The organism is Exiguobacterium sp. s129 (genome assembly GCF_018617585.1).
GTDB classification, from domain to species: domain Bacteria; phylum Bacillota; class Bacilli; order Exiguobacteriales; family Exiguobacteriaceae; genus Exiguobacterium; species Exiguobacterium aestuarii_A.
The window spans coordinates 142,022-161,669 of record NZ_JACSKL010000004.1 but is presented as its reverse complement, the minus strand read 5'-3'; the positions used below and the strand labels follow the sequence as shown (position 1 = coordinate 161,669).

Sequence of the window (19,648 nt, the reverse complement as noted above, 5' to 3'; positions counted from 1 at the left end):
CTCTTAGCACAGCGGCTGAAAACAAAGAATATTCTTTTCAGAGATTATTCTGAATTTTCACTGTTACTACATTATACTTTACCAACAAAACATTTGAACAGTATTTTCTCTTACTTCGGTAGAATTTTTTAGAAAATCGGGGACATGCGGTTCGCATGCCCCCTCATCCCATTACTTGATATCAACGTATTTGTACTGGTAATCAGCACCGAACAGTTGACGGTTAAAGTTTTCGATGTTTGGACGAATCAAGTACGCCACACCAGCTTGATAAATCGGCATGATCGCTTGGTCTTGTTCGATTAAGAGAGCCTCAGCTTCTTTGAACAAGTCATAACGTGCATCGATGTTTGTTTCAGCAGACGCTTCATCAATCAACTGGTCATATTCAGATGACGCATAGTTAATGTCGTTTTGTCCGTTGTCTGATGTGAAGATACCAAGGTTCGTAAGTGGATCTTGGTAGTCAGGTCCCCAAAGTGCGAATGACATTTGGTAGTCACCGTTTGCTTCACGCTCAAGTTTGTTGTTGAAAGGTTGTTGAGCGATTTCAACCGTTACGTTCGGCAAGTTCGACTCAATTTGACCTTTCATATACTCAGAGATTTGTTTTGAAACTTCGCTATCGAACGAGAGGAGTTCGATTGTTGTCGCTTCTCCGCCTGTTGCTTCTTCCCAAAGTGAAGCAGCTTCGTCAGCGTTTGTTTGGAAGTACTCAACACCCTCTGTGTAATCCGTACCGTCTTCATATTTGATGAAGTCTTTTGGAATGAATGATGTTGTTGCAATTGAACCATTGTTCAAGAGTTGGTCGATGATTCCAGTTGGATCGACCGCACGTGCGATTGCTTTACGTGCATTCACATCAGAGAAGATTTCATCTTCGTGGTTGAATTTGAAATATCCGACAGCAGAACGAAGACCTGTGTTGTAATCTTCATCTTCTTGGAAAGCAGCAACTTGTTCTGATGCGAGACCTGCATAGTCAACATCACCAGCTTCATACAAGTTTACGACTGTAGATGTTTCTTTTACGACGCGAACATCAACGGCTTCAAGCGCGACGTTGTCTTTATCCCAGTACGTGTCGTTCTTTGTTAAGACATAACCTTGTTCACGATCCCACTCTGACCATGTAAATGGTCCGTTGTAGAGAAGGTTTTCAGGGTTCGTTGAGAAATCTTCGCCTTTCTCTGTCGCGAATGCTTCATTGATCGGTGTGAATGTACCGAATGAAGTAAGTGAAAGGAATGATGGGTCTGGACGCTCGAGTGTGACTTCGAGTGTTTTCTCATCGATTGCTTTAACGCCAAGCTCTTCTTTCGGTGTGTCACCTGTGTTGATCGCTTCAGCGTTTTTAATTGTGTTCATGATGTATGCATACTGTGAACCTGTTGCAGGATCAACTGCACGTTGCCATGCATACACGAAATCGTTGGCTGTAACTGGCTCTCCGTTTGACCATTCCGCATCACGAAGCGTGAATGTGTACACAGTCTCATCTTCGTTTACTTCTGGTTCGCCTTCAGCGAGAGCAGGTACGGCATTTCCATCTTTATCAAGACGGTAAAGACCTTCCATTGTGTTGGCGATCAAGTTGAATGCGACCGCGTCTGTAGCAAGAGCCGGATCGGCTGTTGTGATGTCTGACGTATCCGTCAAACGAAGAACTTTTTCTCCGTTTGAAGAAGAACCGCCGCCATCAGAGTCTCCGCCTGTCGAACAAGCCGCGAGTACTGAACCGAGTGCCAAGATGATCGTCATCATGAGCAAAATCGATTTTTTCTTCATTGCGATTTCCCCTTTCGTATTAAAAAGCTAGCCATTCGTCGAATGAACATCTTACTTTTTCTTTAATTTTCTGAATATTTCATAAAGTATTCGACGAAAGAACGTTAGGGCTATTGTAAGAAATTTTTAATCAAACTGTCAACTACATAATAAAACGCTATCATCTCATTCGAATTTCATACTCGCATTCTGCCCTACCTTACTAGTATCATAGAAGAAACGCGGAACGGTTGCTCGTTCCCTTTATGGCGTGAAAGGAGATTACATCGTTGAAAAAGTTTCGAAATATATTGATTGTTTGGGGGATTGTCACAATCCTGTACACCGTTTGGTCGATTTTTTCATATTTCCGAAGCGAATCTTTCCTGTTTCATTTGAGCGGCGGTCTATTCGTTTCCGGAATTCTCACGTTTGCGATCGGGATGTTCTCACATATGAGTGCGACAGGATTGTTCGATGGGATCATGTACGGTTTCAAGCGAAGTCGACGTGCAAAACTCAAAGAAATTGATGCGGATTATGAAGAGGATGAAGAAGAAGATCCTGAAGATCGGCAACTCCGTAAGCAATTGGCTTGGAACTGGGTGTTTGTCGGTGTCGGAAGTATCGTTCTTTCGTTTCTCATTGCGTTGATTTAATCTTTTCGGAAGCGACGTCCTATGCTACACTAGATGCAGAATAAGAACACTTGGATGAAGACAAGTAATTCAAATCCCCTTTTCCTCAGAGAGTCTACGGTGCTGCGAGTAGATGAAAAGACTTGAATGAATGGACTTCGGAGTGGCTCGCCTGAACATGAGTATGGCGAGACGGTTCACGCCCGTTACAGCGTTCAAGTGGCATAGTTTATGCAAATTTGGGTGGCACCGCGGTTATTCGTCCCGATTTATTCGGGCGGACGACTGCGGTTTTTTTATATTCTTCGGAGGTGTATACACATGGCAACGATTTTTTCAGGAATCAAACCGACCGGCGTCGTGACGCTCGGGAACTACTTAGGCGCGATGAAACAATTCGTCGATCTTCAAGATGACAACAATGCATATTATTGTATCGTTGATTTGCATTCCATCACCGTACAACTCGACCGTGTCGAGTTAATGAACAACACGCGAAAACTAGCGGCACTTTATCTCGCTTCTGGTCTCGACCCAGAGAAAGCGACAATCTTCGTTCAATCTGAAGTGAAAGCGCACGCTCAGCTCGGATGGATGTTAACATGCATCGCGGGAATGGGTGAGCTCGGTCGCATGACACAATATAAAGATAAATCGCAAGGCAACGAAAATGTTGGGGCCGGATTGTTCGTTTATCCAACACTAATGGCATCTGACATTTTGTTATACAATACGGAACTCGTTCCTGTCGGAGATGACCAAAAACAGCATATCGAATTGACTCGTGATTTGGCGGAACGGTTCAATAAACGTTACTACGAGACGTTCACGATGCCTGAACCACTTATTCAAAAAGAAGGCGCACGCATCATGTCTCTCACAAATCCCGTGAAAAAAATGTCAAAATCCGACACAAACGCCAAAGGATACATTTCAATGCTCGACGAGCCGAATGTCATCCGCAAGAAAATCAAGAGCGCCGTGACTGATTCAAGTGGCGTCATCTCGTTTGATCGTGAGAACAAACCAGGGATTTCAAACTTGTTAGAAATTTATTCACTCTCGACATGTACATCAATCGATGACCTCGTCAAGCAATACGAGAATTCAAATTACGGCACATTTAAACAAGATGTGGCAGAAGCAGTCGTCGCCTTACTCGAACCGATTCAAGCCCGTTACCATGAATTGATCGATTCTCCAGAACTCGATGAGATTCTCGATGCGGGTCGAGCCAAGGCTGAAGCCGTCGCGAATAAAAATCTCACGAAGATTGAAAAAGCAATGGGACTCAGTCGTAAACGTGCCAAAGTTAAAAAATAAACCTATATCAACAGAACTCTCCATGCGAGAGTTCTTTTTTTATAAATAATTGCATAAAAAAGAGAGACAGGCGTCCCTGTCTCTCTTGTAAGCGTGTAATGAAATTATTCTTTGCCTTCGATTGAAGCCCACTTGTAAGAGTAGTCTGCACCGAATGCGTGCTCAACGATACCTTTAACATATGGCTTCGTGAGGCGAGCAGATCCACGTTGGTAAACTGGTGAGATTGCGCTCTCTTCAAGAACGATCTTCTCAGCTTCTTGCATTTGTGTCCAACGTTCAGCTGGATCTGTGCTTGCTTTCGCATCAGCGATGAGTTTATCGAACTCGTCGTTCGACCACTTACCACGGTTGTATGGTCCGTCTGTGACGAAGAGGTCAATGAATGTCATTGGATCTTGATAGTCAGGACCCCAACCAGCGAATGTGAACTCAAACTCTCCTTTGTTCTCAAGGTCAAGTTTGTTGTTGAACGGTTGTTGCTTGATTGAAACGCTCATACCTGGAAGGTTCTTCTCAAGTTCACCTTTGATGAACTCACCGATTTGCTTCGCAGACTCTGAGTCATAGTTGAGGAGTTCAAGCTCAACTGTATCCGTTCCGAGCTCAGAAAGACCTTCTTCCCAAAGCTTTTGAGCTTCTTCCACGTTGTATCCGCCGATGTCGCCATTTCCTTCACGGAAGTCTTTTCCGTCTGGACCTGTTACGAAATCTTTTGGTACGAAGTAGTTAGCAGGGATTGAACCGTTCGCGAGAAGCGTTTCAGCGATGGCAGTTTTGTCATACGCACGGTCAATCGCGTTACGGATTTTTTGGTTGTCAAGCGCTTCCACTGCAGTGTTGAACTGAAGGTAGAAGAGTGTTGGCTCAACGACAGTTGAGAAATCTTCGTTATCTTGATATTGAGCAACGAGCTCAGAAGTCAAGCCTGTGCGGTCAACGTCGCCGTTTTCATACAAGTTAACACCTGTTGAAACTTCTTTAACGACTTTAACGTTGATCTCTTCAAGTTTAACTGTGTCAGCATCCCAATAGTCTTCGTTCTTGACCATTTTCCAGCCTTGCTCGCGCTCCCAGCTGTCGAGTTTGAACGGTCCGTTGTAGAGAGTTGTCTCTGCAGATGTACCGAAGTTCTCGCCTTGCTCTGTATCGAATGACTCAAGTTTTGGCATGAACACGCCGAAGCTTGTCAATCCGAGGAAGTAGTCAGCTGGTGCTGTCAATTTAACTTCAAGCGTTTGATCGTCGATTGCTTTAACGCCTACTGCATCACGCTCGCCTTCGCCAGTGTTGTACGCTTCTGCGCCTTCGATGACTGACATAACGTATGCATATTGTGAAGCGTTATCTGGGTTGAGTACTTCTTTCCAAGCGTATTCGAAGTCGTTCGCTGTGACAGGCTCCCCGTTTGACCAAGTCGCGCCTTCACGAAGTTTGAACGTGTACGTTTTTCCGTCTTCTGAAACTTCGTGAGATTCAGCCATACCTGGAGTTGGCTCATCGTTCTCGTCCATGCGGTAGAGACCTTCGTTAACGTTGTTTAATACGTTGAACGATACAGCGTCCGTTGCGAGCGTTGGGTTAAGTGAAGGAATGTCTGAGCTGTCGAGCAAGTTGAGGACTTGCGCTTCGTCTGCAGAACCTTCCGAACCTGATCCGTTTGAAGACCCTGTGTCTTCATCCCCTGTCGAACATGCAGCTAGGAAAGCACTTGAAAGAAGTGTAACCGAAGATGCTAAAGCAAAACCTTTTTTCTTATTCATTGCGATGACCCCCTGATTTTTTCGTTTTAACGAAGTGAATGATGGTAGAAAATTCAGTCATTTCTTCTGACAGTATTTGTTACCAAAATCCCGTTGATGCAATAATACAATATTCTGATAATTTTGCAAAGTGTTTATTTTGATTTTTCTAAAAAATTTTCTCTATAGTCAAAAAGCCCGCCTAGAGCGGCGGGCCTTTAGCTCAATTTTCGTATTTTTTCGAAAAGGTTAGGACATATGAAGGACCGATGACCGGATAACCAATCTGATCGTATCCTTTTTCAACCAAATAAGAACGCCCTGCTTGATAGATTGGCATAACAACCGCCTCTTCTAACAGCTTCGCTTCCGCGTTTCGTAAAATGATATTACGTTCGTCCAAACTCTCGGTGGAGCGGGCTTGATCCATCAATTGATCGTATGACTCATTTGCATAACGACTTGAGTTGAGTACATCATCAGACTCGAATTGCGTCAAATAGGCAGATAGCATCGGGTAGTCGGGTTGCCATCCAGATAACGAAAAGGAATAATTTCCTGAGACTTCTTTCCTAACTTTATCTCCAAGTGGAAGCTCTACAACCGTGACGGTCAACCCGTCCAACTGTTCCAAATTCTCTTTTAATCTTGTCGAAATTTCACGTGCTTCCTCATCGACAAAGCTAAGCAATTCAATCTCGATGGTTTCTGTTTTTAAGCGTTTTTTCACAGTTTCAAATAATTGGTTGGCATCGCCTTCCAACTCTGCAACCGAATCCTCCTCATCCATGACGAGAAGTCGTTCCGTCGTTTGTTCCGCTCGTGCAAGCGATTCTTCGAGTGCCGTCCGCTCAAGTGTCAGGGCGAGGGCTTTTCGAAATGCAACATCATTGAATGGTGCTTTTTCAACATTCGGTTTTAAATAAAACACCCCACTTCGCGGAACGTCTTTAATATTCATGACTTCCTCATCAATGGTAGAAGTGTCGAAGTCATAAGGAATCGGATGCATCCCTGACGTCGCAGTCAGATTTGATTCACTTTGGATGGTGATCGTTTCAAGCGTAACGTTGTCGACTTCTCGATACGTTTCGTTTTTATGTAACGAGATGCTTGTATCATCCATTCGATCAAATTTAAATGGACCGTTTGTTTCTAACTCATCCCATGATGTCACGGATGGTTGTGGCAAAAACGCTGGCATAGCGAAAACTTCTTCGAATCCTTCCATCGGTCGGATGAGGGTGATCTCGAGCGTTCGCTCATCGATTGCTCGAACACCTAACGTATCCGGTTCTTGTTGCCCGAGTCCGATTTCTTTCGCAGATTTGACATCCGCAAGTAAAAAACTAAATGGTGAGTTCGTCTCGTCATCGACGAGTTTACGGAAATGGCCGACAAACGTCTGCGCGGTAACTGCATTCCCTTCTGTCGTCATACTCTCTTTCAATGTGAACGTATAAACCGTTCCATCTTCAGATCGTTCTAACTTCTCGACGAGTCCTGGTTCAATCGCTCCATCTGCGCCGAACCGATAGAGTCCTTCATATAGATGTGACAATACCGTTTGGGATGCCGGGTCAATCGCGAGCATGACGTCCGGTTGAGTCGGAAGGGATTCCCCATGAATCGTAATGGTTTGTTCTTCTGGTGGTAGTAGTTCACGTGACTGCTCTCGTTGTTCGTTCCAAATAAATAAAAAAAGGATAAGGACTGAACCTAACAAGGCGGCCACGATGAATGATTTCTTGTTCATTCGTTGCACTCCTTTCTGTTAGACCAACCCTTATACCCTAACCTTTTTTGAATGATTTTTCTACCGTCAGTTCGTCACTTTCGCAAATGCGAGTGTCGCATTGTGGCCCCCGAAGCCAAGTGAGTTACTGAGTGCATACTGAATGTCAAGTTCCCGATTTCCTTCACGTACATAATCAAGGTCGCAATCTGCTGCAGGTGATTCACAGTTGATCGTCGGATGAATCTTCCCTTCATGAATCGAAAGAGCTGTGATGACTGCCTCGACGCCACCTGCTCCTCCGAGAAGATGACCAATCATCGATTTCGACGAGTTGACCGCGAGTTTGTCGGCGTGTTCCCCGAACACACGACGAATCGCTTTCGTCTCAAGCATATCGTTGAGCGGTGTGCTCGTGCCGTGTGCGTTGATGTATTGAACGTCTTCCGGCTTGATTCCCGCATCGCGAATCGCCTCACTCATCGCTTTTGACCCGCCTTCTGCTTCTGGTGACGGAGCAGTGATGTGATAAGCGTCTGAACTCATCCCGTATCCGACGACTTCTGCATACATTTTCGCTCCACGTGCCTTCGCATGTTCGTACTCTTCTAATACGAGTACGCCAGCGCCTTCACCCATGACAAACCCATCGCGGTTCTCGTCGAATGGACGGCACGCTGTATTCGGGTCCGGATTCGTCGAAAGTGCTTTGTTCGAACAAAAGCCAGCGAACGAAAGTGGTGTAATCGGCGCTTCCGCTCCACCGGCGAACATGGCAATCGCATCTCCCCGTTGAATGACGCGGAACGCTTCTCCGATTGAGTTCGTCCCTGATGCACATGCAGTCACGGAACAGTTACTTGGCCCTTTAGCCCCGAGGTAGATCGACACTTGTCCGCTCGCCATGTTCGGAATCATCATTGGAATGAAGAACGGGCTTACACGACGCGGTCCACGGTCATGAAGGATGGCTGACTGCTTGTCGATTGTTTCAACGCCACCAATTCCGCTTCCGATCCACGTTCCGACTTCATCGGCAATCGCTTTGACATCGAGTCCGCTGTCTTTATGGGCAGCGTCTGCCGCCAAAAGTGAGTATTGGATGAACGAATCCATTTTACGCGCTTCTTTTGGTTCGACTAAGTGTTCGATGTTCCACTCTTTTACTTCCGCTCCGACTTTCGCCGGATATTGGCTGATGTCGATTTTCGTCAACGTATCGATTGCGTTGTCCCCTTTTAAAAGACGGTCCCACATTGTCGACACGTCGTTTCCTAACGGTGATACGACTCCTAATCCTGTCACTACTACTCGTTTCATGAATGATTCCCCTCCGTAATTGTTGCATGATTCCATGTCAGACAGCTTGCACCCCACGTGAGTCCGGCTCCAAACCCTGCGATGACGACCGTTTGTCCGTCTTGGATTTTACCAGACTTGACGGCTTCCGCTAAGGCGAGCGGGATCGATGCCGCTGATGTATTCGCATGGTCTTGAATGGTCATGACGACTTTCTCTTCTTCTAAATCTAAACGTTCCATCGCCGCATCGATGATTCGACGATTCGCTTGGTGCGGTACAAGGACGTCGAGGTCGTTCAACAACTTATCGGCCTTGTTTAACGATTCGAGCACAATCTCCGGCATTTTCCGCACGGCGAACTTGAACACTTCGCGACCGTTCATGACAATCTTTCCTTCATCGTTTTCGTACAAGTGCTTGCCACCTGTACCGTCACTTCCAAGTACGATGGAGTCGATTGAAGCGATCTCGTCTTCCCCGAGTACGACAGCTCCAGCTCCGTCTCCGAATAGGACAGCTGTCGACCGGTCATCCCAGTCAATCAAACTTCCCATCTTCTCTGCTCCGATGACGAGCGTTTTCTTGAAGCCTTTCGAGTCCATCAGGCTTTTCGCTGTATCCATTGCGAAGATAAATCCACTACATGCTGCACTGACGTCGAATGCCACAGCGGCTTTCGCGCCAAGATTCGCCTGAACCACGCAGGCGGTTGCCGGGAAGGCTGGCGCAGTCGCCGTCGCACAGACAATCGCCTCGATCTCATCGATGCTGACCCCAGCGCTCTGTAACGCCCGTTCTGCGGCACGTGTCGCCATATCCGAGACTGATACGTCTCTTTCTGCTAAATGTCGCGCCTCGATGCCTGTACGCGTACGAATCCACTCATCGCTCGTATCCATTCGTTTTTCTAAATCGATATTTGTCACCCGATTGTTCGGTAAGAACGATCCGATGCCGATGATTCCAATATTCATATCGTCGACCCCTATTCTTAGTATCTGGTACTAATATAAGGGAATAAAAAGAGGATGTCAATGCATCCTCCTCATGATCAATCGATTAAGCTTGTTCGAGACGTTTCGTGACAGCCATGACCATCTTCGCAGAGTTAATCGACGCCGTTTCTAAAAATTCATCAAACGATAAGTTCGCCTCTTCGTCTGCGCTGTCTGAAATCGAGCGTGTGACGACGAACGGGACACCGAACTGGTAACACGTTTGCGCGATTGGAGCAGCTTCCATCTCGACGGCAGCGACGCCATCGAAATGCCCAAGGATGTCTGCTACGCGTTTCGAGTCGTTGATGAACGAATCTCCCGTTACGATCAATCCTTGATGCACGTTCACGTCCGGTAAGTTTTCAATCACATCTTTACAGACGCTGACGAGCTTTGGATCGGCTTCATATGCTGGTGGCATCCCTGGTACTTGTCCGTACTCATAACCGAATGCTGTCACGTCGACATCGTGGTGACGTACTTCTGTTGAGACGACGACGTCACCGACTTTCATCCCTTTTTTAAATCCGCCGGCAGAACCCGTATTGATCACGACGTCCGGTTTGAACTTATCAATTAAGAGTGTCGTCCCGATGGCGGCATTGACTTTCCCGATGCCTGACTTCAAGATGACGACTTGCATGTTTCCAAGATATCCTTCATAAAAATGATAGCTTGCGATTTCTGTATCTTTACGTTCAGTTAGTTCGTTCCGAAGTAAATTCACTTCTTCTTCCATCGCACCGATGATTCCAACTTTCATTCCGATTCCTCCTCAGAAAGAGAGCGACTTCCAAGATGGAGGTCGCTCAACAACTTATTTGATTTCTTTGATTTCGACGATCATGTCGCCACCTGGTGTTTGAACTGTGACCACATCTCCAATCGTACGGCCAAGAAGCGCTTTCGCGATTGGTGATTCGTTCGAGATTTTCCCTGTGAACGGGTCTGCCTCGGCACCACCGACGATTGTGTATGTCTCGTCTTCGTTATCTTCTTGGATGAAGAACGTTACCGTTTTCCCGATTGAGACAACCGAGTTATCTCCTGCATCATCTTGAATGATGACTGCGTTGCGGAGCATTTCTTCTAATTGTGCGATTCGTCCTTCGACCATCGCTTGTTCTTCTTTCGCCGCGTCGTATTCCGCGTTTTCTGATAAGTCACCGAAATCACGAGCAATCTTAATATTTTCAACGACTTCTTTACGGCGGACCGTCTTCAGTTCGTTTAATTCATTCTCGATCTTCGCTTTTCCGTCTAACGTCATATAGTGTTGTTTTTCAGCCATTTCTGTCACTCCTTCATTGTCTCCTAGTATATTACAGCTAGGGTAAATTGAAAACGATTTATTTCCTCACGCGCGATTACGCTCAGTGAGCACCCAACGGATCTTCGTCACGAGTAAATCGATTGCGACAAAGTTTTCTCCGCCTTCAGGAACGATGATATCCGCATACCGCTTCGTCGGCTCGCAGAACTGCAAATGCATCGGTCGAACGACATTCGTGTATTGTGCCACGACTGAATCAATCGAACGTCCACGTTCATTGATATCCCGCTGCATGCGGCGCAGGATGCGAACGTCAGCATCCGTATCCACGAACACCTTAATATCCATCAATTCACGCAAACGGGCATCTTCAAGTGCTAAAATCCCCTCAACGATGACGACATCGACCGGTTCAATCAAAATCGTCTCATCAGAGCGCGTATGGGCCGCGTAGTCATATACCGGCTTCTCGACAGCCTGATGTTGTTGCAATTGTTGGATATGTTCAATTAGCAAATCGTTATCAAAGGCGAAGGGGTGGTCGTAGTTTGTCTTGTACCGCTCCTCCATCGTCATTTCAGATTGATCTTTATAATACGCGTCTTGTTCAATCATGACGACCGATTGACCTTTAAACGCATCGACGAGCGCACGGGCCACGGTCGTTTTTCCAGATCCGGTACCCCCGGCCACGCCAATAATGACGGGTTTATGTTGCATCAAAGTTAAGTCCTCCTCATCGTAATTTACGACTGATTGCTAGGCCATCACCAAGGGGCAAAATTGCAGTATGATAATCGGTCCGTGCCATCAATTGCTCAGTAAACTGCTTCACGAGACGGACAAGTCGGCGTCGACGTCGGTCCAATACTGACACGTCCTCGAGCAAGACGTCCCCTCGTAAAAACAAATTATCGCTGTAAATCGTACCACCAATTGGTACTAAAGCGCCATACCCATCAAAAAATTTTTGATATTGTCCTTTTGCCGCATCAATAAACACGGCATCGAACTCACCTTCAATCGAACCAATCAATTCAACGGCGTCACCGTGAATCAATGTGATGCGATCGCGAACATCAGAACGTCCGATAAAACCAGTCGCCTCTTCGAATCGACGAGCATTTCGTTCAATCGTGACGATTTCGGCATCTGGTAACAACTCTGCCATACGGATTGCACTGTAGCCAATTGCCGTCCCCACCTCAAGGATTCGGGTCGGTCGCTGCATCGCCAACAAAGAGAGAAGTACTTCAGAGCCCGTCAAGTCCATGATTGGGACGTGATGTTCTCGCGCAAATGCCTCCATCTCTGTTAGTAGCGGAGAGCGGTCATTAATCAATTGTTCTACATATCCCTCATAGGATGCATGGTCCACTCGTTCCACCTCTTAACTCTCTTCATTCAAACGACCGGAAGCATCCGCTTCCGGTCGTCCCATCAATTACTGTTCGCTTCTTCAAACGCTTCCCATTCGGAACGGTACGTATTGACGTTTTGTTGATGGTCCTCATAATTGACTTCGAACAAGACTTCCCCATTCGGGAAACCTTCACGTGGAGGGCGTGCATAGAAGTAAATGTTCTCTGTGTCGTTCGGGTTGAGTACCGCCTCAAACGCGTCGCGACTGACAGCCGCGATTGGACCGATTGGAATCCCTTCATAACGGTACGTGTTATATAAAGAATCGTTCTCCAAATCTGCGAATGAAGTGAAAATCGATGTCTCCCCCGTGCCGTACCAGACGGTCGGGTCAGACTGTAATTTCATGCCGTCGTTCAGGCGATTTTCAAAGACACCGGCAATCTCTTTCCGGTCTTCCGTCGAAACAGCCTCTTTCTCGACAACCGATGCGAGCGCGAGCGTCTCATGGAAGGTACGTCCTGAATCGGCCAAACGACCTTTGTACTCTTGATACATACTTTCAGTCGGGAGTAGCATCTCATCGATAATTTCAGTGAGTGTTACCCCTTTGTTGAATTCATATGTTGCTGGGAACAGGTATCCTTCAAGCGGATGATAAATGCCTTCCTGCAATACTTCCTCCGTCAACATCTCATGCTCGTTCACGAGCGAACTGATATATTCACGGTCACTCAATTGTTCGGAAATCTCTTCTTTCGGAATATCGGCCTCTTTCGCAAGTCGCGCAATGACCTGGTCGATTGTGAACCCTTCCGGAATGACGAGCTTGATATCAGGAACCACAATGACTTTACCTGTTTGCAACGTTTCAATCAACTCATCGATTGATTGAGATGGTGACAACGTATACGTCCCCGCTTGGAACGATGACTCGTTTTTAAAGCGTGTATAGAAACGGAAAATCGTGCTACTCCTTACAAGCCCATTCTCTTCTAGTAATTCACCAATGTATCCCGAACCGGCACCGAGTGGGACTTCGACCTCAACGGTTTCCGTCGATGTCGGATCAATCGGTTCGACGGAGCGCTTCACGAAGACGTAAGCGAGTGCCGAGCCTGTGGCGATGACGAGAAGGAAGATGGCAAGGATGACAACCGTGATGCGACGAACAATCCGGTTGCGGGCACGTTTCTCATCTGACATAGATGGATGATTCATGCATTTCTCCCCTGTTCATTTTATAAAGAGAGGCGACGAGGGAAATCCCTAGCCGCCTGTCCCCTATTTAGTCTAGACCGACTTCGTCATTGACGATATCGAATGCTTCCATGACCTCTTCGAAGTCTTCATCGTCTTCGACGAGCTTCAAGATGAATTCGCCATCTTCAAGTTCTTCAATTTCAAATGCGTATACTTCGATTGTGTCTTCATCTTCTGTTTCCGGAGCGCCGACTGGTTCGAGTACAACGAATGTTTTCTTCGAACGGTCGCTTGTCATACGGAAAATTTCTGCAAATAAATGCTCGTCTCCATTTTCATCTGGAATACGGTACATTTCTTCTTCACGACGGATTTCTGCCATGAGAGATTCCTCCTTATTTCCCGGAACGGTCCAGGTAGTTTTGTAAAATCATCACGGCCGCCATTTTGTCGATGACCGCTTTTCTCTTTTTGCGGCTGACATCTGCTGAAATGAGCATCCGTTCCGCTTGCATCGTCGTTAATCGTTCATCCACCAACACGCAAGGTAAGCCTGTCTGTTCGGTGAACGCCTCGGCAAACGCCTCTGACGCCTCACCGCGCGGACCAACTGTTCCATTCATGTTTTTCGGGTGACCGACGACAACTTCTTTCACATCGTACTGCTCGATAAACGGACGAAGGAGACGGACGGCTTCGTCAAAGTCGGGTTCGGTCCAATAGACCGTCTCCACACCTTGTGCCGTCCATCCCATCAGGTCACTCACCGCGACACCAATTGTCTTCGATCCGACATCGAGTCCCATGACTCGCTTCATATTAATCCTCTCTACGATCGTTCAAATACGATTTGACCAACTCTTCGAGAAGTTCATCCCGCTCAATTTTGCGAATCAAGTTTCGCGCATCATTATGACGTGGGATGTAGGCGGGGTCACCTGACAATAAGTATCCCACGATTTGATTGATCGGTTGATAACCTTTTTCCTCGAGTGCTTGATATACCGTAATCAGCGTCTCACGTGTGTTAGCACGTTGATCATCTTCTGGAAAATTGAATTGCATCGTGCGATCCATTTGGCTCACAAGAATCCACCTCTTTCCGTTTGCACTTCACACTCTATTATGCCAGTGATTGGACGTAATGTGAAGCAAACTTCAATGCTTCGTCCAGTTTTGTTGCATCACGGCCACCTGCTTGTGCCATGTCAGGACGACCGCCACCACCGCCGCCACAGCGTGTTGCGACTTCTTTAATGAGTTTTCCGGCATGGAAGCCACGGTCGTTCAAGTCTTTCGTCACACCTGCGACGAGGTTGACCTTCTCACCGTTCGCCGACCCGAGGATAATCACGGCAGAACCGAGCTTCCCTTTCAAGTCGTCGACCATGCTACGGAGGGCATCCATATCTTGTCCATCGACACGCTTCGCAATCAATTGAACGTCACCAATCGTTTCGATTGCATCCGTCAATGAAGAAGCTTCGATGTTCGCAAGTTTTGCTTTGAGCGACTCTGAAGCACGCTCCACGTCTTTGATTTCAGCCTGGAGTGCTTGAACACGTGCTGGGACCTCAAGTGGTTTCGTCTTCAACAGTTTCGCTGCCGCTTCGAGCGTCTCGATTTGCTGGTTCATCACTTCGTATGCGCCAGCCCCTGTGACCGCTTCGATTCGACGTGTTCCTGCGCCAATTCCTGATTCAGACAAGATTTTAAAGAGTCCAATTTCAGCCGTGTTAGATACGTGACAGCCACCGCAAAGCTCAACTGAGTAGTCCCCAGCCGATACGACACGAACGACATCGCCGTACTTCTCACCGAAGAGTGCCATCGCACCTTTTGCTTTCGCATCTGCGATATTCATTTCTTCGATGTCGACACCGATCGATGCCCAAATCTTCTCGTTCACTTGACGCTCAATCGATTGAAGCTCTTCAGCTGTCACTTGACCGAAGTGAGAGAAGTCGAAACGAAGACGATCTGGTGTCACGAGTGACCCAGCCTGGTTGACGTGCTCGCCGAGCGTGTCTTTCAAGGCACGGTGAAGGAGGTGCGTCGCCGTATGGTTTTTCACGATCGCTTGACGTGAGTCTTGGTCAACCGTTGCTGTCACTGCCACTTCCGCTTTCGCGACGCCTGACTCGACTGTGACCGTGTGCAAGTTTTGCCCATTCGGTGCTTTCGACACATCTTTTACGCGAAGAAGGAAGTCTTCGCCGACGATTTGACCTTTGTCACCGATTTGACCGCCGCTCTCTGCGTAGAATGGCGTTTGATCGAGGATCACTTGTGCCTCTTCCCCTGCAGCGACGACGTCAACGAGTTCCCCGTCGTGAATCAAGCTGACGATTTTCGCGTTCGTCTCAAGGTTGTTGTATCCGAGGAATGTCGATGACATCGTGATGTCCGCGAGTACGCCAGACTGGATTTGCATCGATTCAACGTCAGCACGCGCTTGACGTGCACGTTCACGTTGTTCATTCATCGCTTCTTTGAAGCCGTCCTCATCGACCGTCATCTGATGGTCTTCAGCGTATTCGATTGTCAATTCGAGCGGGAAACCGTACGTGTCGTAGAGACGGAACGCGTCTTGACCGCTGATCACGTTTGCTCCCGCTGCTTTTTGCGCTTTCGCGACTTCGTTCAAGATTGCGAGTCCGTCGTTCAACGTTTCATGGAAACGCTCTTCCTCGTTCTTGATGACTTTCTTGATGAAGTCTTTCTTCTCGTTCACTTGTGGATAGAAGTCGACCATGATGTCACCGACGACATCGACGAGCTCATACATGAACGGACGCTCGATGCCGAGCATCTTCGCATAGCGGACCGCACGGCGGAGAAGACGACGGAGGACATATCCACGTCCTTCGTTCGACGGGAGTGCACCGTCTCCGATCGCGAACGATACGGTACGGATGTGGTCAGCGATGACTTTGAAAGCAACGTCTTTGTTGCTATCTTGACGATATACGTCGCCACTGATTTTTTCTGTCTCACGAATGATCGGCATGAAGAGGTCGGTATCGAAGTTTGTCGGTACGTCTTGAAGGACGCTCGCCATCCGTTCGAGTCCCATCCCTGTATCAATGTTTTTACGTGGAAGCTCTGTATAGTTCCCGTGCCCGTCATGGTTATATTGGCTGAACACGATGTTCCAGATTTCAAGGTAACGCTCGTTCTCCCCACCCGGATAAAGTTCAGGGTCTGTCGGGTCGTCTCCGAACGCTGGTCCACGGTCGAAGAAGATTTCGGTGTTCGGACCAGATGGGCCTTCGCCGATTTCCCAGAAGTTATCTTCAAGTGGGATGATGCGGTCAGCCGGCATGCCGAGGTTCAACCAGATTTGTTTTGATTCTTCATCGTCCGGGTGAATCGTGACAGAGAGGCGATCTGGGTCGAGACCGTACCACTCGTCACTCGTCAAGAGTTCCCAGCCCCATGTGATCGCTTCTTCACGGAAGTATTCTCCGACTGAGAAGTTTCCGAGCATTTCGAAGAACGTATGGTGACGTGCTGTCTTCCCGACGTTCTCGATATCGTTCGTACGAATCGATTTTTGTGCGTTGACGATTCGTGGGTTCGCTGGGATGACACGTCCATCAAAGTATTTCTTCAATGTCGCGACACCAGAGTTGATCCATAACAAAGTCGGGTCTTCGACCGGTACGAGCGACGCACTCGGCTCAACGCTGTGACCTTTTGATTTGAAGAAATCTAAGTACATTTGGCGAATCTGTGCGCCAGTCAATGATTTGAGCGGTTTCATGAACAATTCCTCCTTATTTCTGAACGAAACGAAAAAAAGCGATGCCTGCCCCTGTGGAAAGGGACGAAAGCATCGCTTCGTGGTACCACCCTCGTTCGCACGGTAAACACCGTGCCTCGAACATCCGTTAACGTGGATGAGGCGCCCAGGTTGAGTGGGGACTCCAGAATAGCTTCGGTCGGCCGACCTCCATCTTCTCGCAGCCAAGGAAGATGTCTCTGTAGAGGCGGTGACGACGTACTCATTTCCTTCATCGTCTGTATCGTTTCAGTTATCTATTCGTCATTATCACACGCGCTTATGAAGACGTCAAGACTTCCCGCCTAAGCGTTCGACCAATTTCGTTCGACGAACCGGCTCTTCTTCTCGTGTCGCTGCCTCGAGCGCTCGTACGTCTCCAAACAACAGTAAGCTTTTCTTCGCTCGCGTGACGGCCGTATAAATCAAGTTCCGCGACGAGCGGAAGCCTCCAGTGAAGAAGACCGGCATGAGCACGATCGGGAATTCGGAACCTTGCGACTTATGAATCGTGATCGCATACGCATGAGTGAACTGGTCCCATTCACTGCGGTTATATTCGACTTCTGTCTGATCGAATCGGATATAAATTTTATCGACTTTATCGACGTTCTCTTTTGCGAAGAAAATATTTGTGATTTCCCCGATATCTCCGTTATAGACGTTCTCTTCGGCGTTGTTGACGAGTTGTAGCACTTTATCGCCATTTCGGTAAATACGTGTCCCATGCTTCACTTCACGGGCACTCGATTTTGGATTGAACACGTGTTGAAGCGCTTCGTTCAGCCCATCGATTCCGCATACACCTCGATATGTCGGAGCGAGCACTTGGATATCAAATGGTGAATATCCTTTCCGGAGGGCCGCTCCCGCCATCTGACAAATCGCTTGAAGCGCCGTCTCTTGGTTCGCCGTGTAGAAGCGACGGTCCGGGAGCGCCGCCAATAAGTCTTCTGGCATCTTTTTGGCGTTCAAGGAATGGGCGAGCCGTAAAATACTAGACTCCGACGCCTGACGGTGGACGACGTCGAGGCGGACGACCGGAACCCCATCCGTCGCCATTAAATCGGCGAGCACTTGTCCCGGTCCGACTGACGGGAGCTGATCGCGGTCCCCGACGAACAAGATTTTCATCCCGTTCGGTACCGCTTTAAGTAAGCTTCTGAATAAGAAAATATCAATCATCGACGCTTCGTCGACGATGAGCACTTTCCCCGCAAGTGGGTTCGTCTCATCGACTTGGAACGAACTTCCGTCAAATTTCAAGAGACGGTGAATCGTCGATGCCGGAAGCCCCGTCGATTCGCTGAGTCGCTTCGCGGCCCGACCCGTCGGTGCGGCCAAGACGAACGGGAACGGTTGTTTCGGTACGGGCTCTAACTTCCAGTCGAAGACGTCACTGAGTGCGTGAATAATCCCACGGACAACCGTCGTCTTCCCCGTACCCGGCCCACCAGTGAGCACCATGAGTGGGGATTTGAGCGCAAGCTCGATCGCTTCTCGCTGTTGGGTCGCATATTCAATCGAAAACATCTCCTCGACACGTCCGACCGCGTCAAAAATTGTCGTCATGTCCACGTCTTCCGTCGTCGATGTCGCCATGATACGCGCCAATTCCTCTGCCGCCTTTCGTTCAGCGCGGAACACCCGAGGATGATAGACGACCCCGTCATCGATAACGACCCGTTCTTCTTTTGCGAGCGACTCTAATGCCGTGACGAGCGCGTCACCTGGGTCCGCCCCGATGATTCGAGGCATCTCCGCTTCGAGTTGCTCCGCCGTCACGTAGAGATGACCGTTCCCTTGTTCGAGCTCTAACACGTAAAGTACCGCTGCCGCAATGCGTTCAGGATGAATGCCTTGAATCCCGAAATGCGCGGCGATGGCATCCGCTGTCTTGAATCCGATACCTTGTACATCGTACATGAGCGCATACGGATTCTTCTCAATCGTTTCCATCGCCCGTCCTTCATATTCTTTATGAATTTTTGAGGCGAGACGCGGTGTCACGTCAAACGGAGCGAGAAACAAGAGCAGTTGGTCGACCCCGTATAAGACGTTCAGACGTTCCGTGATCACACGTGCCTGCTTTTCTTTTAACCCATCGACTTCTGACAAGATGCTCGGATGTTTCACGATTTGGTCGATGCAATCATCCCCGAGCGTATCTGCAATCTTCTGAGCGGTCTTTTGTCCGATTCCGGGGAAGGAGCCGTTCGTCAAAAAGCGGACGGCTGCTCGTTTCGTCATCGGAACGACGCGACGAATCCAATCGGCCTTCATCTGTTTTCCGAATCGGGGATGTTCGACGAGACGACCGTGCGCCTTATACGTCTCCCCTTTTTCGATGCCGACCCCGACGCCAGCGATGACCATCTCGGTCTCGTCCGTCTCAAAATTCTTTTCTTTTATTCGTACGAGCGCAATCGTATGCGCTTCTTCTTCTGATTGAAACAGGACTCGAATGACTTTTCCAGTCAACTCGTAAGGTGCTGCCATCATATCTGACACCTCCAGC

17 protein-coding genes and 1 other annotated feature are annotated in these 19,648 nt (G+C 48.0%); of the genes, 2 read left to right on the top strand and 15 right to left on the bottom strand.

Annotation, left to right across the window (positions count from 1 at the left end; translation table 11 throughout):
• Window positions 1-171: 171 nt before the first annotated feature.
• Window positions 172-1,791 carry a peptide ABC transporter substrate-binding protein gene (locus KNO92_RS06815; RefSeq protein WP_214695466.1) on the bottom strand — a complete coding sequence of 540 codons (1,620 nt, stop codon included), beginning with the start codon at window positions 1,789-1,791 and terminating at the stop codon, window positions 172-174.
• A gap of 269 nt (window positions 1,792-2,060) precedes the next feature.
• Here KNO92_RS06815 and KNO92_RS06810 point away from each other — a divergent pair, with 269 nt between their 5' ends.
• Window positions 2,061-2,429 carry a DUF3899 domain-containing protein gene (locus KNO92_RS06810; protein ID WP_214760599.1) on the top strand — a complete coding sequence of 123 codons (369 nt, stop codon included), beginning with the start codon at window positions 2,061-2,063 and terminating at the stop codon, window positions 2,427-2,429.
• Between the two features lie 42 nt (window positions 2,430-2,471).
• Window positions 2,472-2,678, top strand: a binding site (T-box leader).
• Between the two features lie 51 nt (window positions 2,679-2,729).
• On the top strand, window positions 2,730-3,731 hold the full coding sequence (gene trpS, locus KNO92_RS06805; protein WP_214695462.1) for a tryptophan--tRNA ligase: 1,002 nt from the start codon (window positions 2,730-2,732) through the stop codon (window positions 3,729-3,731).
• Window positions 3,732-3,835: 104 nt separating this feature from the next.
• Here the strand turns inward: trpS and KNO92_RS06800 are convergent, their stop codons facing one another.
• The 14 genes from KNO92_RS06800 to recD2 form a co-directional block, all read right to left on the bottom strand.
• Window positions 3,836-5,494, bottom strand: coding sequence for a peptide ABC transporter substrate-binding protein (locus KNO92_RS06800; RefSeq protein ID WP_214695461.1), 1,659 nt, complete (start codon window positions 5,492-5,494; stop codon window positions 3,836-3,838).
• 202 nt (window positions 5,495-5,696) lie between these two features.
• Window positions 5,697-7,229: a peptide ABC transporter substrate-binding protein gene (locus tag KNO92_RS06795; RefSeq protein ID WP_214760596.1), complete on the bottom strand. Its 1,533-nt coding sequence runs from the start codon at window positions 7,227-7,229 to the stop codon at window positions 5,697-5,699.
• Between the two features lie 66 nt (window positions 7,230-7,295).
• Window positions 7,296-8,528, bottom strand: a complete 1,233-nt coding sequence (gene fabF / locus KNO92_RS06790) for a beta-ketoacyl-ACP synthase II (protein WP_214695452.1) — start codon at window positions 8,526-8,528, stop codon at window positions 7,296-7,298.
• The gene (locus tag KNO92_RS06785; RefSeq protein ID WP_214760594.1) at window positions 8,525-9,484 is read right to left on the bottom strand and encodes a beta-ketoacyl-ACP synthase III; all 960 of its coding nucleotides are present in this window, start codon (window positions 9,482-9,484) and stop codon (window positions 8,525-8,527) included. The genes fabF and KNO92_RS06785 overlap by 4 nt, the downstream gene beginning before the upstream one ends.
• A gap of 85 nt (window positions 9,485-9,569) precedes the next feature.
• Window positions 9,570-10,271, bottom strand: a complete 702-nt coding sequence (gene mtnN / locus KNO92_RS06780) for a 5'-methylthioadenosine/S-adenosylhomocysteine nucleosidase (protein WP_214760592.1) — start codon at window positions 10,269-10,271, stop codon at window positions 9,570-9,572.
• Window positions 10,272-10,325: 54 nt separating this feature from the next.
• On the bottom strand, window positions 10,326-10,799 hold the full coding sequence (gene greA, locus KNO92_RS06775) for a transcription elongation factor GreA (RefSeq protein ID WP_074035127.1): 474 nt from the start codon (window positions 10,797-10,799) through the stop codon (window positions 10,326-10,328).
• 66 nt (window positions 10,800-10,865) lie between these two features.
• Window positions 10,866-11,501, bottom strand: a complete 636-nt coding sequence (gene udk, locus KNO92_RS06770; protein ID WP_074035132.1) for a uridine kinase — start codon at window positions 11,499-11,501, stop codon at window positions 10,866-10,868.
• 16 nt (window positions 11,502-11,517) lie between these two features.
• Window positions 11,518-12,159: an O-methyltransferase gene (locus KNO92_RS06765; RefSeq protein ID WP_214748553.1), complete on the bottom strand. Its 642-nt coding sequence runs from the start codon at window positions 12,157-12,159 to the stop codon at window positions 11,518-11,520.
• A gap of 62 nt (window positions 12,160-12,221) precedes the next feature.
• On the bottom strand, window positions 12,222-13,364 hold the full coding sequence (gene mltG / locus KNO92_RS06760) for an endolytic transglycosylase MltG (protein ID WP_214695437.1): 1,143 nt from the start codon (window positions 13,362-13,364) through the stop codon (window positions 12,222-12,224).
• Window positions 13,365-13,431: 67 nt separating this feature from the next.
• Window positions 13,432-13,728 carry a DUF1292 domain-containing protein gene (locus tag KNO92_RS06755; RefSeq protein WP_078146594.1) on the bottom strand — a complete coding sequence of 99 codons (297 nt, stop codon included), beginning with the start codon at window positions 13,726-13,728 and terminating at the stop codon, window positions 13,432-13,434.
• Window positions 13,729-13,741: 13 nt separating this feature from the next.
• Window positions 13,742-14,164 (bottom strand): Holliday junction resolvase RuvX, encoded by a 423-nt coding sequence (gene ruvX, locus KNO92_RS06750; RefSeq protein ID WP_015881197.1) that lies wholly within the window; start codon window positions 14,162-14,164, stop codon window positions 13,742-13,744.
• 1 nt (window position 14,165) lies between these two features.
• Window positions 14,166-14,432, bottom strand: coding sequence for an IreB family regulatory phosphoprotein (locus tag KNO92_RS06745; RefSeq protein WP_015881196.1), 267 nt, complete (start codon window positions 14,430-14,432; stop codon window positions 14,166-14,168).
• Window positions 14,433-14,469: 37 nt separating this feature from the next.
• A complete protein-coding gene (gene alaS, locus KNO92_RS06740) occupies window positions 14,470-17,112 on the bottom strand; it encodes an alanine--tRNA ligase (RefSeq protein WP_214760590.1) in 2,643 nt (880 codons plus the stop codon).
• Window positions 17,113-17,421: 309 nt separating this feature from the next.
• The gene (recD2, locus tag KNO92_RS06735) at window positions 17,422-19,629 is read right to left on the bottom strand and encodes an SF1B family DNA helicase RecD2 (protein WP_251127082.1); all 2,208 of its coding nucleotides are present in this window, start codon (window positions 19,627-19,629) and stop codon (window positions 17,422-17,424) included.
• Window positions 19,630-19,648: the final 19 nt, after the last annotated feature.

What these genes read in the sequence shown, in the direction of transcription:
- KNO92_RS06815 (WP_214695466.1), bottom strand. Translation starts at nt 1,791, where the DNA reads ATGAAGAAAAAATCGATTTTGCTCATGATGACGATCATCTTGGCACTC.
- trpS (WP_214695462.1), top strand. Translation starts at nt 2,730, where the DNA reads ATGGCAACGATTTTTTCAGGAATCAAACCGACCGGCGTCGTGACGCTC.
- KNO92_RS06800 (WP_214695461.1), bottom strand. Translation starts at nt 5,494, where the DNA reads ATGAATAAGAAAAAAGGTTTTGCTTTAGCATCTTCGGTTACACTTCTT.
- KNO92_RS06795 (WP_214760596.1), bottom strand. Translation starts at nt 7,229, where the DNA reads ATGAACAAGAAATCATTCATCGTGGCCGCCTTGTTAGGTTCAGTCCTT.
- fabF (WP_214695452.1), bottom strand. Translation starts at nt 8,528, where the DNA reads ATGAAACGAGTAGTAGTGACAGGATTAGGAGTCGTATCACCGTTAGGA.
- KNO92_RS06785 (WP_214760594.1), bottom strand. Translation starts at nt 9,484, where the DNA reads ATGAATATTGGAATCATCGGCATCGGATCGTTCTTACCGAACAATCGG.
- mtnN (WP_214760592.1), bottom strand. Translation starts at nt 10,271, where the DNA reads ATGAAAGTTGGAATCATCGGTGCGATGGAAGAAGAAGTGAATTTACTT.
- greA (WP_074035127.1), bottom strand. Translation starts at nt 10,799, where the DNA reads ATGGCTGAAAAACAACACTATATGACGTTAGACGGAAAAGCGAAGATC.
- udk (WP_074035132.1), bottom strand. Translation starts at nt 11,501, where the DNA reads ATGCAACATAAACCCGTCATTATTGGCGTGGCCGGGGGTACCGGATCT.
- mltG (WP_214695437.1), bottom strand. Translation starts at nt 13,364, where the DNA reads ATGAATCATCCATCTATGTCAGATGAGAAACGTGCCCGCAACCGGATT.
- KNO92_RS06755 (WP_078146594.1), bottom strand. Translation starts at nt 13,728, where the DNA reads ATGGCAGAAATCCGTCGTGAAGAAGAAATGTACCGTATTCCAGATGAA.
- ruvX (WP_015881197.1), bottom strand. Translation starts at nt 14,164, where the DNA reads ATGAAGCGAGTCATGGGACTCGATGTCGGATCGAAGACAATTGGTGTC.
- alaS (WP_214760590.1), bottom strand. Translation starts at nt 17,112, where the DNA reads ATGAAACCGCTCAAATCATTGACTGGCGCACAGATTCGCCAAATGTAC.
- recD2 (WP_251127082.1), bottom strand. Translation starts at nt 19,629, where the DNA reads ATGGCAGCACCTTACGAGTTGACTGGAAAAGTCATTCGAGTCCTGTTT.